Source organism: Pseudalkalibacillus sp. NRS-1564 (assembly GCF_050467905.1).
GTDB classification, from domain to species: domain Bacteria; phylum Bacillota; class Bacilli; order Bacillales; family Guptibacillaceae; genus Guptibacillus; species Guptibacillus hwajinpoensis_B.
The window spans coordinates 25,473-46,307 of record NZ_JBITPM010000036.1 but is presented as its reverse complement, the minus strand read 5'-3'; the positions used below and the strand labels follow the sequence as shown (position 1 = coordinate 46,307).

At 37.9% G+C, this 20,835-nt stretch carries 21 protein-coding genes and 1 riboswitch; of the genes, 7 read left to right on the top strand and 14 right to left on the bottom strand.

The features are described from left to right. Positions 1 to 50 precede the first annotated feature (50 nt). The 6 genes from wecB to ACIFPW_RS16205 all read right to left on the bottom strand — a co-directional run bounded on the left by wecB (position 51) and on the right by ACIFPW_RS16205 (position 9,031). Positions 51 to 1,193: a non-hydrolyzing UDP-N-acetylglucosamine 2-epimerase gene (wecB, locus tag ACIFPW_RS16230; protein ID WP_430245823.1), complete on the bottom strand. Its 1,143-nt coding sequence runs from the start codon at positions 1,191 to 1,193 to the stop codon at positions 51 to 53. Between the two features lie 104 nt (positions 1,194 to 1,297). After that, complete coding sequence (locus tag ACIFPW_RS16225) at positions 1,298 to 2,089, bottom strand: SGNH/GDSL hydrolase family protein (protein ID WP_430245821.1); 792 nt, start codon at positions 2,087 to 2,089, stop codon at positions 1,298 to 1,300. Between the two features lie 123 nt (positions 2,090 to 2,212). Then, entirely contained in the window at positions 2,213 to 6,364 is a 4,152-nt protein-coding gene (locus ACIFPW_RS16220; RefSeq protein WP_430245819.1) for a cell wall-binding repeat-containing protein, read from the bottom strand. 277 nt (positions 6,365 to 6,641) lie between these two features. Next, positions 6,642 to 7,355, bottom strand: coding sequence for a cell wall-binding repeat-containing protein (locus tag ACIFPW_RS16215; RefSeq protein ID WP_430245817.1), 714 nt, complete (start codon positions 7,353 to 7,355; stop codon positions 6,642 to 6,644). After that, positions 7,355 to 8,725, bottom strand: coding sequence for a S8 family serine peptidase (locus tag ACIFPW_RS16210; RefSeq protein ID WP_430245815.1), 1,371 nt, complete (start codon positions 8,723 to 8,725; stop codon positions 7,355 to 7,357). The genes ACIFPW_RS16215 and ACIFPW_RS16210 overlap by 1 nt, the downstream gene beginning before the upstream one ends. Positions 8,726 to 8,881: 156 nt before the next feature. Then, positions 8,882 to 9,031, bottom strand: coding sequence for a hypothetical protein (locus tag ACIFPW_RS16205; protein WP_226615326.1), 150 nt, complete (start codon positions 9,029 to 9,031; stop codon positions 8,882 to 8,884). Between the two features lie 215 nt (positions 9,032 to 9,246). On the opposite strand from ACIFPW_RS16205, the gene ACIFPW_RS16200 reads away from it, so the two are divergent. From ACIFPW_RS16200 to ACIFPW_RS16185, 4 genes are all read left to right on the top strand, one after another. Further along, positions 9,247 to 10,512: a helix-turn-helix domain-containing protein gene (locus ACIFPW_RS16200; RefSeq protein WP_404683349.1), complete on the top strand. Its 1,266-nt coding sequence runs from the start codon at positions 9,247 to 9,249 to the stop codon at positions 10,510 to 10,512. A gap of 19 nt (positions 10,513 to 10,531) precedes the next feature. Further along, complete coding sequence (locus ACIFPW_RS16195) at positions 10,532 to 10,654, top strand: hypothetical protein (RefSeq protein ID WP_276511792.1); 123 nt, start codon at positions 10,532 to 10,534, stop codon at positions 10,652 to 10,654. Between the two features lie 99 nt (positions 10,655 to 10,753). Then, entirely contained in the window at positions 10,754 to 11,383 is a 630-nt protein-coding gene (locus tag ACIFPW_RS16190; protein ID WP_430245814.1) for an HAD hydrolase family protein, read from the top strand. Next, positions 11,374 to 11,529, top strand: coding sequence for a hypothetical protein (locus ACIFPW_RS16185; RefSeq protein WP_430245812.1), 156 nt, complete (start codon positions 11,374 to 11,376; stop codon positions 11,527 to 11,529). Before ACIFPW_RS16190 ends, ACIFPW_RS16185 begins: the two co-directional genes overlap by 10 nt. Positions 11,530 to 11,547: 18 nt before the next feature. Here ACIFPW_RS16185 and ACIFPW_RS16180 read toward each other — a convergent pair whose 3' ends face one another. The 5 genes from ACIFPW_RS16180 to ACIFPW_RS16160 form a co-directional block, all read right to left on the bottom strand. After that, complete coding sequence (locus ACIFPW_RS16180; protein ID WP_430245811.1) at positions 11,548 to 12,540, bottom strand: Gfo/Idh/MocA family protein; 993 nt, start codon at positions 12,538 to 12,540, stop codon at positions 11,548 to 11,550. A gap of 289 nt (positions 12,541 to 12,829) precedes the next feature. Further along, a complete protein-coding gene (locus tag ACIFPW_RS16175; protein ID WP_430245809.1) occupies positions 12,830 to 13,117 on the bottom strand; it encodes a hypothetical protein in 288 nt (95 codons plus the stop codon). Positions 13,118 to 13,250: 133 nt separating this feature from the next. Further along, on the bottom strand, positions 13,251 to 15,488 hold the full coding sequence (locus ACIFPW_RS16170) for a SpoIID/LytB domain-containing protein (RefSeq protein WP_430245808.1): 2,238 nt from the start codon (positions 15,486 to 15,488) through the stop codon (positions 13,251 to 13,253). Between the two features lie 283 nt (positions 15,489 to 15,771). Then, the gene (locus ACIFPW_RS16165; protein WP_430245806.1) at positions 15,772 to 16,254 is read right to left on the bottom strand and encodes a VanZ family protein; all 483 of its coding nucleotides are present in this window, start codon (positions 16,252 to 16,254) and stop codon (positions 15,772 to 15,774) included. A 53-nt stretch (positions 16,255 to 16,307) separates the two neighbouring features. Continuing rightward, positions 16,308 to 16,763 (bottom strand): SRPBCC family protein, encoded by a 456-nt coding sequence (locus ACIFPW_RS16160; RefSeq protein ID WP_430245805.1) that lies wholly within the window; start codon positions 16,761 to 16,763, stop codon positions 16,308 to 16,310. A gap of 194 nt (positions 16,764 to 16,957) precedes the next feature. Here ACIFPW_RS16160 and ACIFPW_RS16155 point away from each other — a divergent pair, with 194 nt between their 5' ends. Together ACIFPW_RS16155 and ACIFPW_RS16150 are read left to right on the top strand one after the other, a co-directional pair. Then, the gene (locus tag ACIFPW_RS16155; protein WP_194218714.1) at positions 16,958 to 17,095 is read left to right on the top strand and encodes a hypothetical protein; all 138 of its coding nucleotides are present in this window, start codon (positions 16,958 to 16,960) and stop codon (positions 17,093 to 17,095) included. 332 nt (positions 17,096 to 17,427) lie between these two features. Next, positions 17,428 to 17,516: riboswitch (cyclic di-GMP riboswitch) on the top strand. Positions 17,517 to 17,560: 44 nt separating this feature from the next. Then, positions 17,561 to 17,701: a hypothetical protein gene (locus ACIFPW_RS16150; RefSeq protein ID WP_404683357.1), complete on the top strand. Its 141-nt coding sequence runs from the start codon at positions 17,561 to 17,563 to the stop codon at positions 17,699 to 17,701. An 88-nt stretch (positions 17,702 to 17,789) separates the two neighbouring features. On the opposite strand, the gene ACIFPW_RS16145 is transcribed toward ACIFPW_RS16150, so the two are convergent. The 3 genes from ACIFPW_RS16145 to ACIFPW_RS16135 all read right to left on the bottom strand — a co-directional run bounded on the left by ACIFPW_RS16145 (position 17,790) and on the right by ACIFPW_RS16135 (position 20,147). Next, on the bottom strand, positions 17,790 to 18,203 hold the full coding sequence (locus tag ACIFPW_RS16145; protein WP_430245802.1) for a hypothetical protein: 414 nt from the start codon (positions 18,201 to 18,203) through the stop codon (positions 17,790 to 17,792). Positions 18,204 to 18,336: 133 nt separating this feature from the next. Then, positions 18,337 to 18,489, bottom strand: a complete 153-nt coding sequence (locus tag ACIFPW_RS16140) for a hypothetical protein (protein ID WP_303534131.1) — start codon at positions 18,487 to 18,489, stop codon at positions 18,337 to 18,339. A 329-nt stretch (positions 18,490 to 18,818) separates the two neighbouring features. Beyond that, on the bottom strand, positions 18,819 to 20,147 hold the full coding sequence (locus ACIFPW_RS16135; protein WP_430245800.1) for a UDP-glucose dehydrogenase family protein: 1,329 nt from the start codon (positions 20,145 to 20,147) through the stop codon (positions 18,819 to 18,821). Between the two features lie 176 nt (positions 20,148 to 20,323). Between ACIFPW_RS16135 and ACIFPW_RS16130 the strand changes: the two genes are divergently transcribed. Beyond that, on the top strand, positions 20,324 to 20,806 hold the full coding sequence (locus ACIFPW_RS16130; protein WP_430245799.1) for a VanZ family protein: 483 nt from the start codon (positions 20,324 to 20,326) through the stop codon (positions 20,804 to 20,806). The last annotated feature ends 29 nt before the right edge of the window (positions 20,807 to 20,835 follow it).

The following is a 20,835-nucleotide window of genomic DNA, read 5'->3' as shown; positions in this document are numbered from 1 at the left end:
TAGCATCAAAAAAGCCTTTCTGCACTCTAAGTAGAAAGGCTTTTCATCATTTATTCAACAAATGGGGCGGGCTTCGTTTCAGATACTCCATAGTAATATAAAATCGCTTCAACGATTCGCTTAGATGCTTCACCGTCTCCATAAGGATTAGATGCTTGAGACATTTTGTAATACTCTTCCTTATTTGTGAGAAGAGTTGATGCCGTGGAATAGATCGTCTCTTCATCCGTTCCAACAAGTTTTAGTGTACCCGCTGATACGCCTTCAGGTCTTTCCGTATTTTCTCTTAATACAAGAACAGGTGAACCAAGAGATGGAGCTTCTTCTTGCACACCACCTGAATCCGTTAAGATCAACGTAGCTCTTGATGCAAAATTATGAAAATCAATCACATCAAGAGGTTCAGTTAAATGAACACGTGACTCTCCACCTAGCACTTCATCCGCTAACTGTCTAATAGCTGGATTTAAATGAACAGGGAATACCACATGCACATCATCATATTCATTTATAATGCGGCGAACTGCTTGAAAAATCTTCCTCATTGGTTCTCCATGATTTTCACGTCGGTGTGAAGTAAGCAGAATCATTCTCTTGCCATCAATTTGTTCTAAAAGTGGATGAGAATAATCCTCTTTCACAGTATGCTTCAAAGCGTCAATTGCTGTATTTCCAGTAATATAAATACGTTCTGTTACTTTTCCTTCATTATTTAAATTATCAAATGCTCGCATCGTCGGTGCAAAATGCAAATCAGCAAGTACACCGGTCATCATACGATTCATTTCTTCTGGATATGGCGACATCTTATTAAAAGACCTTAGACCAGCTTCCACGTGACCGACAGCTACTTGATTGTAAAAAGCAGCTAGGCTTGCAGCAAACGTCGTCGTGGTATCACCATGTACAAGTACGAGATCGGGCTTTTCTTCCTTCATGATTGAATCTAGACCATTTAAGGCTCTCGTTGTAATATCAGCAAGCGTTTGTTTGCTTTTCATGATATTGAGATCATAATCTGGCTCTATCTCAAAGATAGATAAAACTTGATCAAGCATTTCTCGATGTTGCGCTGTTACAGCAACAAGTGGCGTAATAAATTGTGGATGCTTTTTTAATTCGTTCACTAGCGGCGCCATTTTTATCGCTTCAGGTCTTGTCCCAAATACACTCATTACTTTAACAGGTGCCATGTTGACTCTCCTTTTGGTCGAATGATGGTGCATGTTCAGTACCATCTTATTAAAACACACATAAAAAAGCAAAAGCCTTCCTATTCATAAGGAAGGCTACCTATTTAGTGACCACTGAAATAATCCACGATAAATTCTCCCCAAACTTCAAAGCCTTTATCATTTGGCCTTGAGTCTACTAAATAGTCTTCTATTTCTGTACTATCAACAGCTGGCCAGACTGACCAATGATCTAAATAAACGAGGTCATTCGCTTCAGCATAATTTCCTAACGCATTGATTTGAATATTATAATAGCCGGGGTCCGCAATTGGGTTAGAGGGCATTAGCATAATGCTCACACCAGATAACGACTCGTTTAACTCTGACATAACAGTCGAAAGATTCTGGTGCCCTTCATCAATAATAACCTTCCCATTGTCATTTAACGTAAAGGCTTCTAATACAACAATATCTGGATTTTCGTCGATAACATCATCATATAACTCATCCTGAACAATCGTCTTTGTTGTGGCTTCTTCAAAGGTGAACGCCTTCACAGTAAAAGCCCCTTTCCAAAACGATTCTTCCAAACCTTTTTCAACGCTTTGCTTGAGTCCATTTTTCTTTGTTCCAATCGATTCAGACCCAACAATAGCGACTGAAATCGGATCATTAGAAGACATTATTTTTTCCTGTACCTGCTCTGGAAAATTGGAAACAAGTTTTTCTAAATCCTTATCACTTACCGGCTTTTCATTAAGTTCACTATTTCGAGTATCTACATTCGAGTTTGAATCGACTTCTGCACTAACACTCTCACCTGTTTGAGCAATCTTATCGTCCCAATGAAATTTTCCGGATATTACAAGTGCTAGACACCCAATGATCGCAATCAATAATACTACATTCTTCATACATTCCCCCCTGAAATCTGTCGAATAATGGTATCTATTAATATTATTGTAATAAAGGGAAAATGATTGCAAGTATAAATTAAAAAAGCCGCTCTTTTTTAAGAGAGCGGCTTTTTGGGATAATTACTTATTTAACCATTTGTTTAGTTGATTCTTCACATCTTTGTTCACGGCATTTTCTCCACCAAGAACTTTAGCTCCAGATACATCCGTTGTTGTAAAGTACTTAACAAGATAAGATTCAATCTCTTTCGGGATTTCATCACTCTTCACAAGGAACATACTACCTTGATCTTTCACAACAAGTGGTGCAGCTGCAAGTGCATCCGGGAAGTTCATTCCATTAGCAACAAACAGTTGATCTGTATTTGTACCTAGTTCTTTATGAATTTCAACAAGCGTACCAAAACGGTTTGCTCCGGCAAGGCGTTTTGTCGTAAGCGATAGTTCATCAGTCATATCAACTACCTCATCTGAGATTACCGCGTCTCCACCAAGAACATATACTTGCTTACCTTTCATTAGCTTTTTCGCATCTTCAGTAAGCGTTTTTCCATCAGTCAGTACAATTGGCATATCGTTAGCACCAGCAATGGAAGCTGCACTTAGGGCGTCTGCGAAGTTTTTACCAGTAGCAAGGAAGACCGCTTTACTAGTTGAACCTTTTTCAGCAAGCTTATTAATAATTTGAACGTTCGTATCATAACGAGTGTCTCCGCTAAGGCGCTCGATATCAGCTGTACTTACGCCTATGTTTGCAAGCTGCGTGTTTACTTTCTTCGAGATTGCATTTTCGCCACCAAGAATCATCACATTCTTAGCTTTTAGGCGAGAAATTTCGTTTAGAACTTCATCTGAAAGCATACCATCTTTATTAGCAAGTAAAATTGGTGCATCGTAAGCACTTGCTAATGGTCCAGCAGATAGTGCATCCGGGAAATTAAATCCAGTTGCGATGAATACTGTATCAGCAGTAGTTCCTTCTGGGTACATTTGCTTTGATACTTCAATAGCCGTTTCAAAGCGATTGTCCCCTGCTACCACTTCTACCATATCGCCATCTGTTTCAACAGGCACGATTGAAAGAACTTCACCAGTCGCTTTATCTTTCAAGAATACTCCAGCTGTATATTTACCACTATTTTCTGGTGTCGTAATTTTCACATCCGTCGTTGCTTTCTTACCTACCCCTAAATCAAAGCTAGACTTACCAGTAACTTCAATCTTACCGGCACCTTTTTCACCAGCTTCAAGCACCTTCGCTTCTGTAACAGAGAGGTCGAAATCTGTAGTATCTCCAACCGTTGAATAACCTTCTACACGGATTGTATATTCACCATCTGGAAGATTTTTAACAGAGAACGATTCTTCAGAATCTCCGTCTGCATCAATGGCAATATAATCCCCAATCGTTTTACCATCTTTTGAACGATAAAGGTAAAGATCAAGATCATCGCCCGCATCACTCGTATTGCCGATTGCTACATCGAGAGAAATATTATTCTTCAAGGTCATTGTCTTATCATAGACGCCGCCCTCACCTTTGACTGTTTCACGGCTTTTCATTGTTTCAGGCTTACTAAATGCGCCGCCTACTACTTCTACTGAGCGTTTCGTAGATAAGTAGTTTTCAAATGTGACAGATTTAGATACTTCACTTCCCGGCATAGCGCTACCAAGCGCAATTCTTCCTGGGCTAGATACAATATCCTGAACGAATGCTTCTAGTTTAAATTTGTTCATATCAAGGTCGTCTTTTGGAGCTGCAGTACCATAGACCGCTACTTCCCAAACACCAGACTTAGGACTTTTCGCAACATAGTCTTCTACGCCAATACCATCATAACCAGCATACCCCTGGAATGCGTTAACCTGATCACCATCAGGATTCATAACAAGCATGCGAACACGTCCCTGGAATTCATCGTTTTCTTTAAGAGCTTCCAAGGCAAATCGCACTTCTTGTGCGCCTTCTTCAACGTTAAAGAAATAACTCTTCGTCTTCGAAGACTGCACTTCATCTTCATGTGTTAAACGGAAACGATCTTCAGAAGTAAAGTCTTCTCCAAGTATGATGGTTTGGAAAGAACGTGCTTCTGCATAAGCGGTATCTGGATCATCGATCAAAAGTGTGCCTGCATTAACACCAATATTCATCTTGCTCTTATCATACTTCACAGTCATTTCCTTAAATTCACCTGGTGCAAGTTTGATGCTTTTCACAGAAGGAGTAAACCAATCAGAGTTTGATGAAATATTAAGGTTTTTCGTCTCATCTGTTGGGTTTTCTACCATTACTTTAACTTCTTCAGGTACTTCTTTGTTTCGAACATAAAGTCCTGGTCCACCAGAAACTTTCTCACCGTGGTAAACCGTTACATTGACTTCTTTTACTTCATTAATAAAATGCTTGCGAATGTATTCATAGGCTGCGGGTACATCAATTAAACCAGCACCTTCTTGAACACGCGTGTAGCCGTCCACATGAACAGCTGTTTGAATAAGTGCTTCACGAGCAAGCTCGTAATCGAACGGAATACGATCTTTAAGGGCAGCTTGCTTTAGTGTTGCTACCGCTCCAGCTACATATGGAGAAGACATACTTGTTCCTTGAAGAACTTCGTAATTACCTAAATGCTCTGGGAAAGAAGCATACGCAGATCCTGGTGCTACGAAGTCTGGTTTTTGTTGACCGTCTTCAGTTGGACCGTTTGCTGAGAAGTACCATAGACCTTCACCTTGTACTGGAGATCCATCTGCATTTTTCCCATATGGGTAGTATCCATACTCAGTTGCCCACATCTTACTGTTAATGTATGCTCCAATCGAAAGAGCTTTCACTCCATCACCAGGAGCACCTACAGAATCCACGCCGGGTCCATCATTACCAGCAGAAGTGACATAAATCGTATCGAATAGCTCGCCCATATCTTCAATGATTTTCGCATAAGCACCGGATCCATCATTAAGGTCTGGTGAGGAGCCAAGACTCATGTTTACGACATCTGTACCAAATCCACCTAACTCTTCAGGTACAGCAGCAAGATACATTGCATTCGCAATACTCCAGCCGTAAGTTCTGCCGGCGGAGTCAAATACTTTTAGACCGTATAGATCTGCCCCAGGCGCTACACCTTCAGCTGCTACAGCGCCAGTTTCATTTTCTCGGTCTGGCCCATTTGCAGCCGTAATACCAGATACGTGTGTACCGTGACCGTCACCATCAAAGAAAATTGTCGCAACTGGGAATGGATACAATGTTGAATCCGGGAATTGATGACCTTGATAAGTAGGACTAGGACTTGCAATTCTAAAGTTAGCACCAGCTACTTTGTCTTCGGGGTTAAGGTCCATGTTATCAACATCGCCCTCGCCATATGCTTTTTCGTCAGTGAAATCTTTGTCCTGATCGATATCGATATAGACTTTGTCATCTACGAGAAGAACATCGAAATTAGCATCTCCTGTTCCATCTCCATTTAAGTCTCTATACAACGGCTTGCCTTTTCCATCTACATCATAAGATGCCGGATTCAACGTACCGAAATAATATGTATCGTCTTCCGCATCAATACCTTCTGTTTTATATGTGTCTTCTTCTACAGTAATAGAGTCGCCTTCAGCTGCTTCCTGCTGAAACCACACGTCTCCTTCTCCTACTGTATCTACGACGCCTTTAATTTTAGAAGAAATAATTTCGCCTTTTTCATTATATTGAGTAAAGGCTTCGTGGCCTGGATCGACACCAGTGTCAATAATCCCTACCTTCACTCCTGATCCATCGTACTTGTCGTGGAATTCATCAACACCGGTTGCTGAGTGAGTTTCTTCGGTTGCAGGTTTAACAACATCTTCAGGGTTTTTCACTTTCGGTTTAAGATCAGTATCTTCTTTCGGACCTTCATCCAGCACGATTTCATTGTTCGCCCCGAGCATACCAACAGAGTCTAAACGATATACCTGTAGAACTTTATTTGTTGGAACTTCAGCAAGATACAAATAGTTGTTTGTATTCTTCTTTACTTTCACTCCAAGTTTTTCAAGTTCTTTTGTAAGATCAGCCCCACCGTGTTCGTTTGCAACAATAATTAATTCCTGTTTTGATTGTTCACTTGCAGCAAGTGAGGCAATCTCCCGTGTGACAGGAAGCTTAAATTTCTTCGTTTCTGTTAAAGCGGCCTCAGCTTTTTCTGGATTATACGTCATTCCCGCGAATGAAGAAGCAACAAGAGAAGCGCCCGCAACAATAGTCAGGACTTTTTTCTTAAACGTCATTTAATTAAATCCCCCTTAGTAATTTGTGAAGTTCCTGCAATCGATCCTCCTTATGAGCGGAATTATTATAATAATTCACTATTTTCAGTTTAATTATAAAGAGATTAAGAGTCAATCTTTAACTGTTAAAATTGTGAAATTTTTTGATAATTTGTAGATATTTTAGGACTTTTGTCCATAAAAGCTTAATAATGACGTAGTGAATAAATCCTCTCAAACGCTCAGATAACTAGATAACATAAAAAGAAGCGTCAGTATTTTCACTGACGCTTCTTTTTTATTGAACAAGCATTTGATCAATATCCCAAGCTTTTGTTTGATTTATGGCTGCTGGACCACCTAGAATCCGATATTGATTTATTCCTTGATTATTCAAATAGAGAATGGACTTCTCTAAAGCATTATTCTCTCTAGTAGGGTGAACCAAAATAATAGAATGACCTGATAACGATGCAGCCGCCCCACCAGTTAAAGCATCTGGAAACTTAAGACCAGTAGCAAAGTAGACTTCCTCACTATTTTCTGCTACTCCAAACCTTAGCAATACTTTGAAGTTTGTATCAAAGCGGTCTTCTCCCCCAATTCTCTCCGTATTGGAAGATGGGATTTGAGAGTAGACTCTCTTACCGATGATCGATTCTCCACCAATAACATAAGCTTTGTCTGGATCAAAATCGTTCAAAAAATCCTTCGTTTCAGCTGGTAAAAAATCACTTTTCGTAAAAAGAACAGGGGCTCCGAACCTTGATGCAAAAGATGAAATAGACAAAGCATCTGGGAACTTTTCACCAGAAACGATGAATGCTTCTTTTGTCTTTTCACTACCGACGATATTCGCAATTTTAGTCGCTGTTTCATAGCGGTTATCTCCTGCAATGCGTGTACTCGATATCCCTTCCGCTTTAAGCTGTTCTGTAATTGCTTCAGGAATTGCATTATTCCCACCTATAACTAAAACATGATTAGCAGATAACCTACTAAGTTCCCTCATTACATTGATAGATAGACTATTTTTTTTGTGAGTAGAATCGGACTACCAAGCATAGAAGCAAGCGGAGAAGCGGCTAAGCTATCAGGAAATTCATCTGAGCGAGCAAGTACTACGAAGCGACCTTTCTTGTTATCGCCTCCAATGGATAGCGTTTGTTCCTCCAACGTAGTCCAATTATTTTTGGAAATTTCGATTGCTGTATCAATTGCAGTGTCACCATAGATACGGTTAAACTCTGTTACTCCGTTAATAGCTCCTTCCATATTTAACACGCCACTTCCAAGGTCGTATGAACTAGTCAGAGCACTAGCCGTTTGCTTTAATAATTTAAACGTTTGCTTATTCGTTAAATATGGAGCATATTCCTTTAGTAAAACACCTGATGAAGCGACAATTGGCGCAGACATACTTGTACCTTTGTCAAAAGCATATTCTCCATTCAATGAAGTACTATAAATGTCCGTGCCAGGAGCAGCAATATCAACTAATGATCCATAATTTGAAAAGGAAGCTTTTTCTTCAGTTCCTGTTTTAACAGAGGCTACGGCTAAAACGTCAGGATAAGCCGCTGGAAAAACCACTCCTGAATCATTATCATTACCGGCTGCACCTACGATAAGAATATTTTTTGAAATCGCTTCTTCAATTACAGTTCTTAGAGCAAACGAGTTATTATAGTTTCCTAAACTTAAATTAATTACATCTGCATCGTGATCAATTGCATAACGAATACCTTGAACAACGGTTGATAAATTACCAGTACCATTTTCTGTCACTTTAATTGGCATAATCGAAGTTCCACGCGAAGGAGAAACTACCCCTAGTTGATTGTTCGTTACAGCTCCAATAAGTCCAGAAACTTTTGTACCATGACCATCAATATCCTGAACCGATTTAGACGGTTCCACTAGGTTAATCCCATCTACAAGATTTGGTTTTAAATCTGGATGAGTCAGATCAACTCCTGAATCAATTACCGCAACCTTTAATGAACTTGATTCAACATTAGCAAGCTCCCACCCTTTTATGAGATGAATCTGGTCGATCCATGGCTTTTGATATGATAAAAAAGTGTCATTGGGTTGTACTGAATCCATTAAATAAACTGGTTGGTCCATTTCGACATGCTGAACATCTTTATTTGCTTCAAATTGTTCAATCATTTTATCTACTTCATTGACAGGTACATTAATCACTTCTACTTTAGTAGAAAGTTTCGAATCTCTTGATGGACTTTTAGTCTGTTCATATGTAACAAGAATACGCTCTGTCTCATTATCAGATTCCGCCTCTGATAATTCAGGATTTACTGAAAAGAAGAAACTGCATAATAACAAAAGAAAAATAGTTTTTGACTTCAGTTGTGACACCTCTCCCATGATTGAATAACTTCATTTCTGCTATCTCTAGTCTATAACGAATTTTTCGACAAATCACTAGAATAGTATCACAATAAGAGTTAGAAAAAAATGGTTTAGGGGGAGTAAAGTCGCATTTATTTGGGAGTTTTATCGCTGAAAAAGGGGTTAAACACGTTCGTGTAGAAGGTTTTGGTGTTGTTGCTGGATTGCCTGGAGTTTTTCTTCGAGGTTATGTTGTTCTTTCCGCATACTTCCAATAATTTGAATCAAACTCGTGATCATTGTTTCTACGCGTTCTAACCGATCTTCTTGCATTTTCGACACCTCCTTTTCATTTTCATCATTTTACCATATAATGGTCAGTATCGTTCGAAAATTCTTTCGACAAACTCATGTTGGGAAAACTACGTCGAAAATAGGCATTTAAACCCTATAAATTCGTTTATATTTCCCAACCTCAAAACTATTCTCTTTTCTGAGAATTTTTAGTAAACTGTAATCAAATAGTTCTAGGAGAAAGGGAGCAAAGAATGATTGGAGCAAAAATCCGATACTTCAGACAAATGAAAGGCATCACTCAAGAACAACTTGCTTCCGGTATCTGTTCTATTCCTTATCTAAGTAAAATTGAACACGGACTTGCCCAGCCAAGTGAAGAACTTGTCGAACATCTATGTAATGAGCTAGGTGTCTCTTTAGAACAGGTTGATGATGAAGATAAAATCTCAGAAATGACTAAGTATCTAAAAGACTGGTACAGAGAAATGAGAATAAGAGATCTCGAGCAGGTTGAAAATAAGAAGAAAAAGATCGAAAAAGAGTTTGAGAATATTGAAGATCCCATACTACTTACTACTTATCTTTTATTTAAATTTCGCTATCATCTTCTTAATTTAGAATTAGATAAATCTAATACTTTACTTGAGAGATTATATATAGTTCAAGAAAGCTTAAATCATGATCTAGAATTCTACTATTATTATTTTTTAGGATTGTATTATTACCAATTAAAGAAATTTAGTGATTCTCTAGAAGTCTACAAAAAGGCAGAAAAGCTTAGTAAAACTATGAACCTAGATGTAGGGGAACTGAGTGAATTCTATTATCAAAAAGCGCTGGTTCATGGAAGGCTATATCAAGTAGCATTATCTAATAATCACGCTGTCAAAGCTCTATCATTATTTAATCAAGAGTATAATTTTAAAAGAAGTGCTGATATTGAAGTTCTACTTGGAATAAATAATTTAAGAATATTAAATTATGAAGAAGCTACAAATCATTTCAAAAACACTTTGAAATATGCTGAATCATTTAATGATAAGTACTTAAAAAGTATTGTTTACCACAACTTAGGTTTGGTATCCGCTGCCATGGGTTTATCACTTGAGGCTTTGGATTATTATAAATCTGGTCTTCAATATATTAATGAAGATGACTCTGAAGAAGTAGTACAGACTATTTACTTAATTGCTACTGAATATAGTAAATTAAATAAAATAGAGAATGCAGAGAAGTGGCTAGCAACAGGATTAAAGCAAGCTCTGAATAATGAAGTTATTAATTACGTGTATCATTTTAAAATTTTAGAACATCATGTTAAACAAACATATAACTCTGATTATGAGGTCCTATTAAAAGAGGAGGCTATCCCTTATTTTGAAGAGAAACAATCTTGGAAATACGTTACTGATTATTGTGAAAAACTAGCTGATTATTATAATCATTCATCGCAATACAAAAATGCTAGTTATTATTATCGTCTGGCCAATGATGCCAGAAAAAAAATCATTAACTAAATTAAAGGAGAGAATGAAAATGAAAAAATTTGCTATCACTTTGGCAACTGTTTTTGCTTTAACAGCTTCTGTAATTGGTGCTTTGGATCATGAAAAATTCCCACAATCTAGTGAAGTACAAACAGAACAAGTAAATATTTAATTTGAGAAAGGGAGGGATATTCCTCCCTTTTTTATTTGCCCTTCCATCCTCCACAACGCTATACTAGTCATAATTTAATTCGAATAGGAGAGTGCTAATATGGCTTTTTATATGTTTGATGTTGATGGCGTTCTAACAGATGAGAATGCTAGACCAGATAAAGAAGTTGTTAAGATGATTGAAAAGCTAGCAACAGAGGGACATATTCTTTCTTTCGTCACAGGGCGTTCTAGAGGCTGGCTTTCCGATCACCTCTTCCCTCTATTTGATGATGAAATTGATTGGTCTTCCCTATATTGTGTTTCTGAGCACGGGGCGATAAAAGGGCGCGGAACCGATATTTCTTCCTGGGAGCTAGATGAGGAATATGTGATTGCAGATGAGGTAAAAGATAAATTATATAAAGTTAGTCAAAAAGAACAATATGATGGTCTTATTCAATGGGATCAGACGAAAGAATCGATGGGTACGGTTGAAGCCGTACATGGGGACCCTGGTAATAAAGAGCACTTAAAGAAAACACGAGAAGCTCTACAGGAATACGCAGATGATGTAGATTCGATTTCTTCTAAATCTGGTAATAAAACAGTCGTTTCCACTTATGGGGTCGATGTGATTCATCCAGATTTGTCTAAAAAATTGGAGCGACGTGGATTATTGATGAAATCCAATCTGCCGATAAAGTGTTTGTTTTTGGAGATAGCGGCGGCGATATGGTTATGGCTGTAACTGCTAGAGAGCATGAATTAGATAACATTACGTTTCATTGGGTTGGAGAAGGTGAAACACCAGAAGAAAAGAATATCACTTCTATTTCAAGCAAGAAGTCCTATTCAGAAGGAACGAAGGAACTTCTAGAAAAGCACATTGGCTAATCCAATGTGCTTTTTTTATTATACTAGCTCAACTGGTTGATTTTTATCAATAGATTCATAGCAAGCTTCTATCGTTTTCAAATTATTTACTGTCGCTTCGCCGGAATATGATGGTGTATGCTGGTTTTCAACACAACGCGTGAAATGTTCAACCATAAGTGTATACTGCTCACCTTCAGCCATTTCTTCTCTCACGTTGCCTTCGCTATTTTTAATTCGAATTAAACCACCAGCTCCAGGCGCGTCTGGACGGTATGCAAATGGAACATGAATACTTCCTTTTGTACCAAGAATTTCATAGGAATTGCTCATTTGTCGTTCAAAGCTACAATCAAATGAAGCTGTTACTCCATTTGCAAACGTAAAGATTCCTGCAGCCGAAAGATCTACGCCAACTTCCTTAGGAATGGAAGCCTGAGCGTAAACTTTTAATGGTTCGCTTCCAATAATGAACCTAGAGGAGTGAATACAGTAACATCCCACATCCCAGATGCTGCCACCACCTAGTTCACTGTTGAGACGGATGTTATTTGGTTTGTCACCGATATAAAATGAAAAATTAGTACGCATATGCTTGACGTCACCAATTTCACCTGAAGCAATCACTTCTCTTACAATTTCATGTTGGGGATGGAATTGATACATAAATGCTTCCATAAAAATAACACCGTTGTCTTCACAGGCTTGCACCATTTGCATGGCATCACGGGCTGTAATGGCAGCAGGCTTTTCGCATAGTACGTGCTTTCCTTTTTGAGCCGCTGCAATTGTCCATTTTTTGTGTAATGTATTGGGAAGTGGAATGTAAACCGCATCGATTGATTGATCATCTAGCATCGCTTCATAACTGTCATGATAATGCTCAATACCCATTTCTGCTGCAAATTCTCTTGCTCGACCACTACCGCTAGCAACACTTACCACTTCAGCACCTTGAGCATTTTGAATAGCTGGAATAACAGCTTTTCTAGCAATATTGGCTGTTCCCATAATACCAAATCTAATTCCCATATTTAGCACTCCCTTTCTAAGTATACTCGTATAATTTTACCATATTATCCCACGAAGAGAACTGTATCAAATTCTTTCATTCTTCCTACCATTCTACCCCCAGCGTAATAGCGTATAAACCGAAACATTAAGTAATCCCTTTAATCCCCCCTTTTGATTATAAGGAAAACAAGAGCCGTACTCGTTATGACGAGTACGGCTCTTTTAATTAGTGATTCTTACATAGTAAGTTTTCATTTATATTAGCAACTAATCTACGAGCTTCTCTAGCAGTAACAAAGCAATTGACTCAATCTACAAATCGCTTGATCACTTCCATAAGCTCAGGACGAATATGATGCTCTAAATCTTTAATTTGAGATTGGTTACGGTATTTTTTTTCAATAAGATCTCGCTGCTTACTATTTTCTAGCAACCAGTGCAACCAGTGCTTATCATCCGTTTCCGTAAACGCTTCTGATTTTTCGTACTTGTTATGTAGATCTTTCAACAAATGACCGAGACTTTTCTCTGGATGTTCATTCCAATATGTTCGTAAAGCATCGCACAGTATTTCAATTTCTTTTTCCTGGTGCAAGACATCACATCCTTATCTGAGTTTATTTTGCTATATGTCTCTCGTTATGTCCACGTTCTTATAAAAATGAAATTACCCATTTTAATTATAATAACATAAAACACCTCTCTATTTTTAAGAGAGGTGTCCATAGTTAATTTGATAGTTTATCAACTGTTTCTTCAACAGGTTTACTAATAGCAGCTTCCCCGCCCAGGAAGTAGTATTCTCTACTCATTGATTTCTTAACGTACTGTTCAGCTTCATTCGATAGTTTATTTTGCTTAGTTAAAATGACTGGTGCGCTCATGGCAGCGGCAAAGGGCGATCCAGGAAGTGCATCAATAAATACATCTCCATTTGCAAAGAAAACACTCTTATTTTCAAAATCAAATGTTTCTGCAATCTTCACGCTTGTTTCGTAACGATTATCGCCAGCAACTCGTTTGACCGTTGAAGTTGTAGCAAGTTTGTCCTCAACAACACTTGAAACCGCATTTTGCCCACCGATAATCGTAGCCGCAACAGGTTTCGTTGTATTCATATACGAACCAGTAGCTTCACTTAACTTTTCACTATTAGTCAATAAGATTGGAATTTGCTTTGAAGCTGCATAAGGAGCGATTGATAGAGCATCAGGGGAAGTGTCATCTCCCGTTGTCACAATCACTTGATTACTATTTCCTACTTCATTAGCAACTGCGATAGACGTTTCATATCGATTTTGACCGCTTATTCTTTCTACATCAGAAATATATCCTTTAGAAGAAAGTTGATCAACTACCTTCTCTGAAATGGCTGCTGGTCCACCTAGAATATAAATCTTTTCAGGTTGTAAACGATCTAATTCTTCCTCAACGACAGAAGGCAGTCCCTCACTTTTTGTTAAAAGTAATGGAGCATTGTACTTTTTAGCAAGAACGCTTCCCGTAAGAGCATCTACTGAAAGATCTCCTCTTCCAAGTACAACAACATCGGATGATTGCTTCCACCCATCTTTTGATATAGCTACGCTAGTTTCATATCGATTATTTCCCGCAAGACGTGTAATCAAGTTTGTTTCAAATGATTCTTTGACTAATTCTGTCCCAGGATAATAGAATGATAGAATTTGTTCGTAATTACGTCCATCTTTGGATTGTTGATAAGCTCCGTATTGGCTCATTCCAATACCATGCCCAAACCCACTACCTGAGACGACAAATGAATTACTCGTTTGTTTAATTTCTTTTACATAAGGACTTTTCATAATCGTTGTACCAATCATAAATCGGATATTATAAGAAGTATCCTCGATTTTCATCGTATGCTTTTTCAATTCCCCATTTGTATTCATAACAAATCCATCTTTGCTTTTTAAGAAATACTGAATCTCGACACTACCTCTTAATACTTCATCAGATTTAAATGGTGGAACTGTGAAATTAATATTCGAAATATCAGTGATTTTTATTTCATCTGTAGATTTAATTTTCCCTTTAGATAATAGCCATGACTTCATATTCTTTATTTCTGTTACGTTTGAACTTAGCTCAGTCACGTTAGACCACCAGGACTCAGGCTTTTTCAAATCTAGTTTTTTAGTGTCAATTTGTTGCTTTCCTAATGTATAGTCCCAATAATCAAAGCTTGTTATCATCTTCTCATCATATGGATCTACTTTCGTCTGCAAATATGGAATCCAACTACTTCCCCACGAGTTCGTATTGGACATAACCATTCCACCATTTGTGGAAGAATAAAAGGCACCTATGTACTTCCCGTTATACTTTAGTGCTTTTCCAGCAGTTGCATCTACAGCTTCGTTTGTCGTTTGATACCAGTCATAACCTTTATAAACTTGACTGGATTGACTATCCATTAGAGAATCTTTCTGTGGTAAAGCGAAAGTCCTAGCAGCGATTGCCTGGGCTTTTAATGCTTCCATTCCACCATTATTTCCCCAGTAGGCCGGCATTTCGCTAGGCACTACCCCTTTTAAATATTCCTCAATAGAGAGCGTATTTATCGGACGGATGTACTTTCCCTCAATTGCAAATTTCATTACTCCGAGATATTTTTTGTCACCTATTCCCACATAGCTGTCCATCGATTTGGAAATCGTTGGAACGATCGTCATGGAATTCCCGAAGTCTTCAAGCTTGGTATTGCCTCGATAAAGGACCACTTTACCCGCTTCAGCTTTTACACTGTATTCATCAGCCTGGGAACTGTCTATTTTAATGCTACTATTTTCAATCTGATAACTACCTGTCACATTAAATTTGATTACGGTCGTATCCTTAATATAGTTTACTAGTTTAACCGTAACTGACTCCCCTGCAGCCTGAACACCATTCATGGATAAAGAAAATGCTAAAATGCCAATCAAAAATGACGTAAAAAGTTTCAAATCTTTTCCCCCTAAGATTTTTTAAGAAAATATTAGTTCTATTCTCCCTTTTTAACACTTTAGCATAAATTTTACATTAAAATATCATCCAAATGACGAATATTACAAAAATAACATAGAATACCCAGGTACATTGTCGAATCTATAGGTTATTTTTACTATAAAAATAATAGTAGTGATTTTTGAAAGAGTATATGTTAATGAGAAATGTTGCATTTTGCTTCTACGCTCTGTTCCAAAACTCAACAGTATAAGCTGAGCTTTCACATTAAAAAAGCTCCCGCTATGCGAGAGCTTTTAAGATGGAGTAATGCCATATTTTATAAAGGATAACGCTATGTAGGCATCCAGCAAGATCCACAATCACATCAGTGATTAACGCTGTCCTTTCTGGTAAAAAAGCTTGAATAAATTCATCCGTCACAGCAAAAATAGCTACAACAATAATGACAATGAATGTACGAAAAACAGATGATTCCCCTTTAAATAGCTGTAGTAAAACTAATGCTATGAAACTGTAAACAAAGAAGTGACCTAGCTTACGAACGACAAAATGTGCCAATCCTAGTTCTCCGTTTTTTTCTAAACTTAACGTCAAAGGTCCGTATTGGAACTCCCTAGACTGGGTAATGGAGGATACACTATCCACAATGAAGGGAGATGGTTCATGCCCTATTAGTGTAAGCATTGCCATACATGAAATCAAAAAACCGATTCCTAACCAGCACTGAATACAAACCGAAACGATAGTCCGAGACACCGACATGATTGTCTCCTCCCTAAATAAGCTCTCTTAAGTATCGCCTAATGGGGAAAAGGTTATTCCGTTCGTTCAGCCATTTTCTTTAATTCAAGGGCTCTCTTTTCTAGCAGATTTTTCATATACTTTTTTAAAAACAAAAGGTTTGCGATGCTACCAATTAAACCGAATGGAGCTTCATAACTAAATACATCGATCATTAACGTTACATCATCGATTTCCTCAAAACGATGAGTATGAACAAACGATTTAAATGCTCCCTTTGTCATTTCATCAATAAACCAATCTGGTTCCTGCATCCCAGTGATTTTGGCAGTTAATTTTTGCTTAATGCCAAAGTGAGTCGCTTCCCATGTAACGGCATCACCATTGCCTAGCAATCCTTCCGTAACCCCGCTTACTGCTTTCTCATTTGTTTGCTCTGTGCTTTTCATATGTGCTTCAACACTTCTTGCGTAATTGAAGCAGATTTCAATAGGAGCTTCAATCAATGTTTCCAGGTAAATAACAGGCATCTATCAACACCTCCATAATTCCTTAGACCTTATTATCTTCCATTATATTGAATAAAAACGGGCCATAAAGATTATTTCTTAAAATTCGACATTTAAGGCTAAATTATTTAAACAAATGAACCGATAATGAAAATAAAAGACACATCACTTTCACGCGCATTATACATGAAAGTGACGTTACTGGGCGGATTCATATGAGACGAAACTGGAAAACTCCTGAAGAAATTCAATTTCAAAAAAAACGCAGGGAAAAGATCCTTTTCCTTGCCATACCTATCCTATCCATCCTGTTAGGTGTTGTTATTGCGATAGCCGCTAATAGCGGATTTTAAGTGTTTTTTACTGTTTTCTTTTTTCTGCTTCGTTTTCTGTTTTCAAAGGGTGGAAGGCTCTCTATAGGAGTTCGATTATTTGTTATTTTAGCGTTTGCTTTACGCTTTCTCAATAAAACCTGGCTTTACGAAATCTTCGAAAGAAAGCATTCACGCTTTAAATATGACATTGGGAAACCTGCTCTACAAAATCTTTATTTGATAAAACAAATTAAATGCACTTTCCCAATATACATCGTTTCCAGAATACGCTATACTTGAAACTGTAGTCATTTTTCGACAATTTTTAATTTTTTATGACTTCGTTTTCTTATTTTTATATGCTACTAATCGTACGAGAATGGCAAAATCATTGAAAAATGATGACGCAAAGCTATAGGGACTTCGCGGACTGATTTCCGACAGTCAGCCAGCTGCCGAATACGGCCTCCACTGCGATTGTTGCAAGAATCAAGGGGGATATGAATGATGAGAGAATCATGGCTAACGCCAGAGGAAATCCAGTACAGACGACAACGTAAAGAGAAGATGGTTTATCTTCTTCTACCCGTTTCAGCTATTGTGATTGGAGCAGCTATTGCTTTCCTTACACAAATGACATATTAAAACCGGGGAAGGGGAGCGAATCGTAGCTCTCCTATTTTATTGATCTTTTTTGAACAAAATAAAAAAGACAACCCTCACTTCAGGTCATCTACTTCGCATCGCTCTTATTTGTTACTGATTTACGTAGCTTTTTTATTCCAATTAAAATAAGGCGTATGGCCACATATAGTATAAATAACACAATAAAGCCCTGCAGTCCAACAACAGCGTCTGCAAACTCCATATTTCCTCTTCCGGTGATTTTCTGTTGAATTTCAATGGCAAAAACGACTACAAGCAATACAGTTACCGTATAAATAAACGAAATCGCTGTGATACTCCAATTTGCAAGTATACGGAACAAGAATTGCACAACAATAAATCCTCCCATCCCTAGTAAGCCAATCACCCAGAAGTGTAGTTGTTTATCTGTGACGGAAAAGCCTAGGCTATACATTAACATAATGACAATATCATGAAGCTCATTAACAATGGCAACGATTAACTTGATAAACTCTCCCATATCACACTATCCTTTTAAGTCGAATATTCATTATTCTAGGCGTCTTTCATTCAGGTGACAAGTACCACTAACCATCACCCAGAGCTTTTCACGCAAAGCTCGTCCTAAAGAAAATAAGTAGGTCCATTATAGGTTATTTCTTCTCTACTACTGCCTTATAAAGGTAGTCCTCATTGTTCACTTGAATTTCCGTTAAATCTTTTCCACAATATGGACAAATCCATTCTCCTTGATAATTACTGCTATAAGAAGGTTTTTGACATTTATCACACGTTTTCTCTACCATTTCACCACTCCATTCAATCTTTTTTATTTCATTCAGAAATCCTAGTTGTCTCCATAAAGTGTACTGACAAACATATTTTACCAAAGTGGATGGTTTTTTCAAGTACAAATATTCTGAACTCGAGGTATTTTTGATCTGTTATTAAAATTTCAAGCTATGTTATCTTACAAATTTAGATCTCGATTTTTGCTCATTTAAGTAAAATTTTTGTATAAAGAAGCTTCCTGGAGCGAGCCCCCCTCCCCTCAGTAACAATGTTTACGTAAATAGCTCAATATAAAAAGTTCAAAAAAAATTCGACGAACAGCTAAGGCTGCTTTGTCGAATTATTAAACCGTTGAAGAGACTTGTAATTGATTAATGGTGGGCCGACCTATAGAGATATAGTGTAGTGGATATTTCGCCGTATCTTCTAATGAATAACAATTCCTTCCGTCTATCACAATGGGAGAAGTCATTCGTTTCACATATACATCTAAATCTAGCTCTTTAATTTCTTTCCATTCTGTTATGATGAGTGCCGCATCTGCTCCAGTTAAAACCTCTATTAAGGATTCTTTAAAGATCACTTCTTTAGGCAAGTGGCCTTTAGCATTCGATATCGCAATGGGATCATAAGCAAGAACTTCTGCTCCTTCTTCTACTAAAGAGCGAGCAATTGGGATAGAGGCCGCCTCACGCATATCGTCTGTATTAGGTTTGAAAGCTAAACCGAGTAACGCTACTCTTTTCCCTTGAAGTGGTCCAACTACCTCTTTCGTTTTTTGAATAAGCTTATTTTGCTGAGTATTGTTGACCTCGATAACAGATTTCAACAACTGAAAGTTATGTTGGTTATTACCTGCAATTTGTACTAGAGCGTTTGTATCTTTTGGAAAACACGAGCCCCCATAGCCAATCCCAGCTTGTAGGAATTGATCCCCAATTCTCTTATCCTCTCCCATTCCAAGAGCCACATCATCTACATTTGCCCCAACTTTTTCACAAATAGCTGATATTTCATTTATAAAGCTTATCTTCGTTGCTAGAAATGCGTTAGACGCATATTTAATTAGTTCAGCGCTTTTCCGATCCGTATGATAAATTGGAATGCCAAAAGGCTGATTAATGTCTTCTAATACTGCGGCGGCTGTTTTATTCTCTGATCCAATAACAATTCGATCTCCATGAAACGTGTCATATACAGCTGAACCTTCTCGTAAGAATTCTGGATTTGAAACAACTTCTACTTTAATGTTCGACCTTAACGTTTGCTCAATCCACTTTTGTATCAGTTCATTTGTTCCTACGGGGACCGTACTTTTCGTTACAACGATACTATCCTGCTGAAGTGATGTCCCAATATGTCGGGCAGCTTGCTGGATGTATTGAAGGTCGGACGTTCCATCAGATCGTTGTGGTGTACCGACCGCAATATAGATCACGTCCACCGTTGCCAATGCTTCCTGATGAGCTATTGTAAAGTGAAGCCGATCATCCAATAAATTTCTTTTCATTAACTTCTCTAAATCAGGTTCGAAAATAGGCGAATAGCCGTCAGTCATCATCGCAATTTTCTTGTGGTCGACGTCAACGCACGTTACTTGATGGCCGATTTCAGCTAGGCATACTCCTGTTACTAGACCGACATAACCGGTACCGATGACAGCAATCTTCATCTTATATCTCCTTTCTCTTTCATCTATTTTCTATTATAAGTGAGCAGAAATAACTTCAGATTCCCTTCACTCGATCAACACAAAATCTTAATATTTCTTTAGAAAACCACTCCCTATTATGCACGAAATTCGGTATGATAGGGACTAAACTGCTTAAGAAAGAAAGTGGAAAATGCATGAAATGGTTCGGTAAGCGAAAATGGTTTGGCCTCGCACTCTTAATGATGATCATACTTTTCTTCTCCTCTAATACCCCTTATCAAAAACAGGATATGAAACCGTTCTTTAAAGGAATGATTTCGATCCAAGAAGAGGATTTACCCCCAATTGAATTCACCTATGATGGTGCACTTGTTACACCTTCAGCGCCATATCAATATGTTGAATTTTTTCTTAGGAAAGGAGCCCATGTTGCCTCGTTCGGTTTACTAGCGTTTTTATGTATCATGGCATGGAAAGAAAGCAATCGAAAAGCATCCCTTATCCTAGGCTCATTAACAGCTTTTCTCTATGCATTATTTGATGAATACCATCAAAGTCTCGTTGAGGGTAGAACGGGACATTTAATTGATGTGCTTGTACCAGATTCATTAGGTATAGTGCTTACGTTTATGGCCTTTGTCATCATCTCAAAAAGAAAAAGTAAAGCTGCACGCTGAAAAGCCCCGCTCAATTTGCGGGGCTTTTC

What these genes read in the sequence shown, in the direction of transcription:
- ACIFPW_RS16185 (WP_430245812.1), top strand. Translation starts at nt 11,374, where the DNA reads ATGGCTGTAACTGCTAGAGAGCATGAATTAGATAACATTACGTTTCAT.
- ACIFPW_RS16140 (WP_303534131.1), bottom strand. Translation starts at nt 18,489, where the DNA reads ATGGTAGAGAAAACGTGTGATAAATGTCAAAAACCTTCTTATAGCAGT.
- wecB (WP_430245823.1), bottom strand. Translation starts at nt 1,193, where the DNA reads ATGGCACCTGTTAAAGTAATGAGTGTATTTGGGACAAGACCTGAAGCG.
- ACIFPW_RS16195 (WP_276511792.1), top strand. Translation starts at nt 10,532, where the DNA reads ATGAAAAAATTTGCTATCACTTTGGCAACTGTTTTTGCTTTAACAGCT.
- ACIFPW_RS16190 (WP_430245814.1), top strand. Translation starts at nt 10,754, where the DNA reads ATGGCTTTTTATATGTTTGATGTTGATGGCGTTCTAACAGATGAGAAT.
- ACIFPW_RS16180 (WP_430245811.1), bottom strand. Translation starts at nt 12,540, where the DNA reads ATGGGAATTAGATTTGGTATTATGGGAACAGCCAATATTGCTAGAAAA.
- ACIFPW_RS16165 (WP_430245806.1), bottom strand. Translation starts at nt 16,254, where the DNA reads ATGTCGGTGTCTCGGACTATCGTTTCGGTTTGTATTCAGTGCTGGTTA.
- ACIFPW_RS16155 (WP_194218714.1), top strand. Translation starts at nt 16,958, where the DNA reads ATGAGACGAAACTGGAAAACTCCTGAAGAAATTCAATTTCAAAAAAAA.
- ACIFPW_RS16130 (WP_430245799.1), top strand. Translation starts at nt 20,324, where the DNA reads ATGAAATGGTTCGGTAAGCGAAAATGGTTTGGCCTCGCACTCTTAATG.
- ACIFPW_RS16145 (WP_430245802.1), bottom strand. Translation starts at nt 18,203, where the DNA reads ATGGGAGAGTTTATCAAGTTAATCGTTGCCATTGTTAATGAGCTTCAT.
- ACIFPW_RS16220 (WP_430245819.1), bottom strand. Translation starts at nt 6,364, where the DNA reads ATGACGTTTAAGAAAAAAGTCCTGACTATTGTTGCGGGCGCTTCTCTT.
- ACIFPW_RS16150 (WP_404683357.1), top strand. Translation starts at nt 17,561, where the DNA reads ATGATGAGAGAATCATGGCTAACGCCAGAGGAAATCCAGTACAGACGA.
- ACIFPW_RS16160 (WP_430245805.1), bottom strand. Translation starts at nt 16,763, where the DNA reads ATGCCTGTTATTTACCTGGAAACATTGATTGAAGCTCCTATTGAAATC.
- ACIFPW_RS16225 (WP_430245821.1), bottom strand. Translation starts at nt 2,089, where the DNA reads ATGAAGAATGTAGTATTATTGATTGCGATCATTGGGTGTCTAGCACTT.
- ACIFPW_RS16205 (WP_226615326.1), bottom strand. Translation starts at nt 9,031, where the DNA reads ATGCAAGAAGATCGGTTAGAACGCGTAGAAACAATGATCACGAGTTTG.
- ACIFPW_RS16215 (WP_430245817.1), bottom strand. Translation starts at nt 7,355, where the DNA reads ATGAGGGAACTTAGTAGGTTATCTGCTAATCATGTTTTAGTTATAGGT.
- ACIFPW_RS16135 (WP_430245800.1), bottom strand. Translation starts at nt 20,147, where the DNA reads ATGAAGATTGCTGTCATCGGTACCGGTTATGTCGGTCTAGTAACAGGA.
- ACIFPW_RS16200 (WP_404683349.1), top strand. Translation starts at nt 9,247, where the DNA reads ATGATTGGAGCAAAAATCCGATACTTCAGACAAATGAAAGGCATCACT.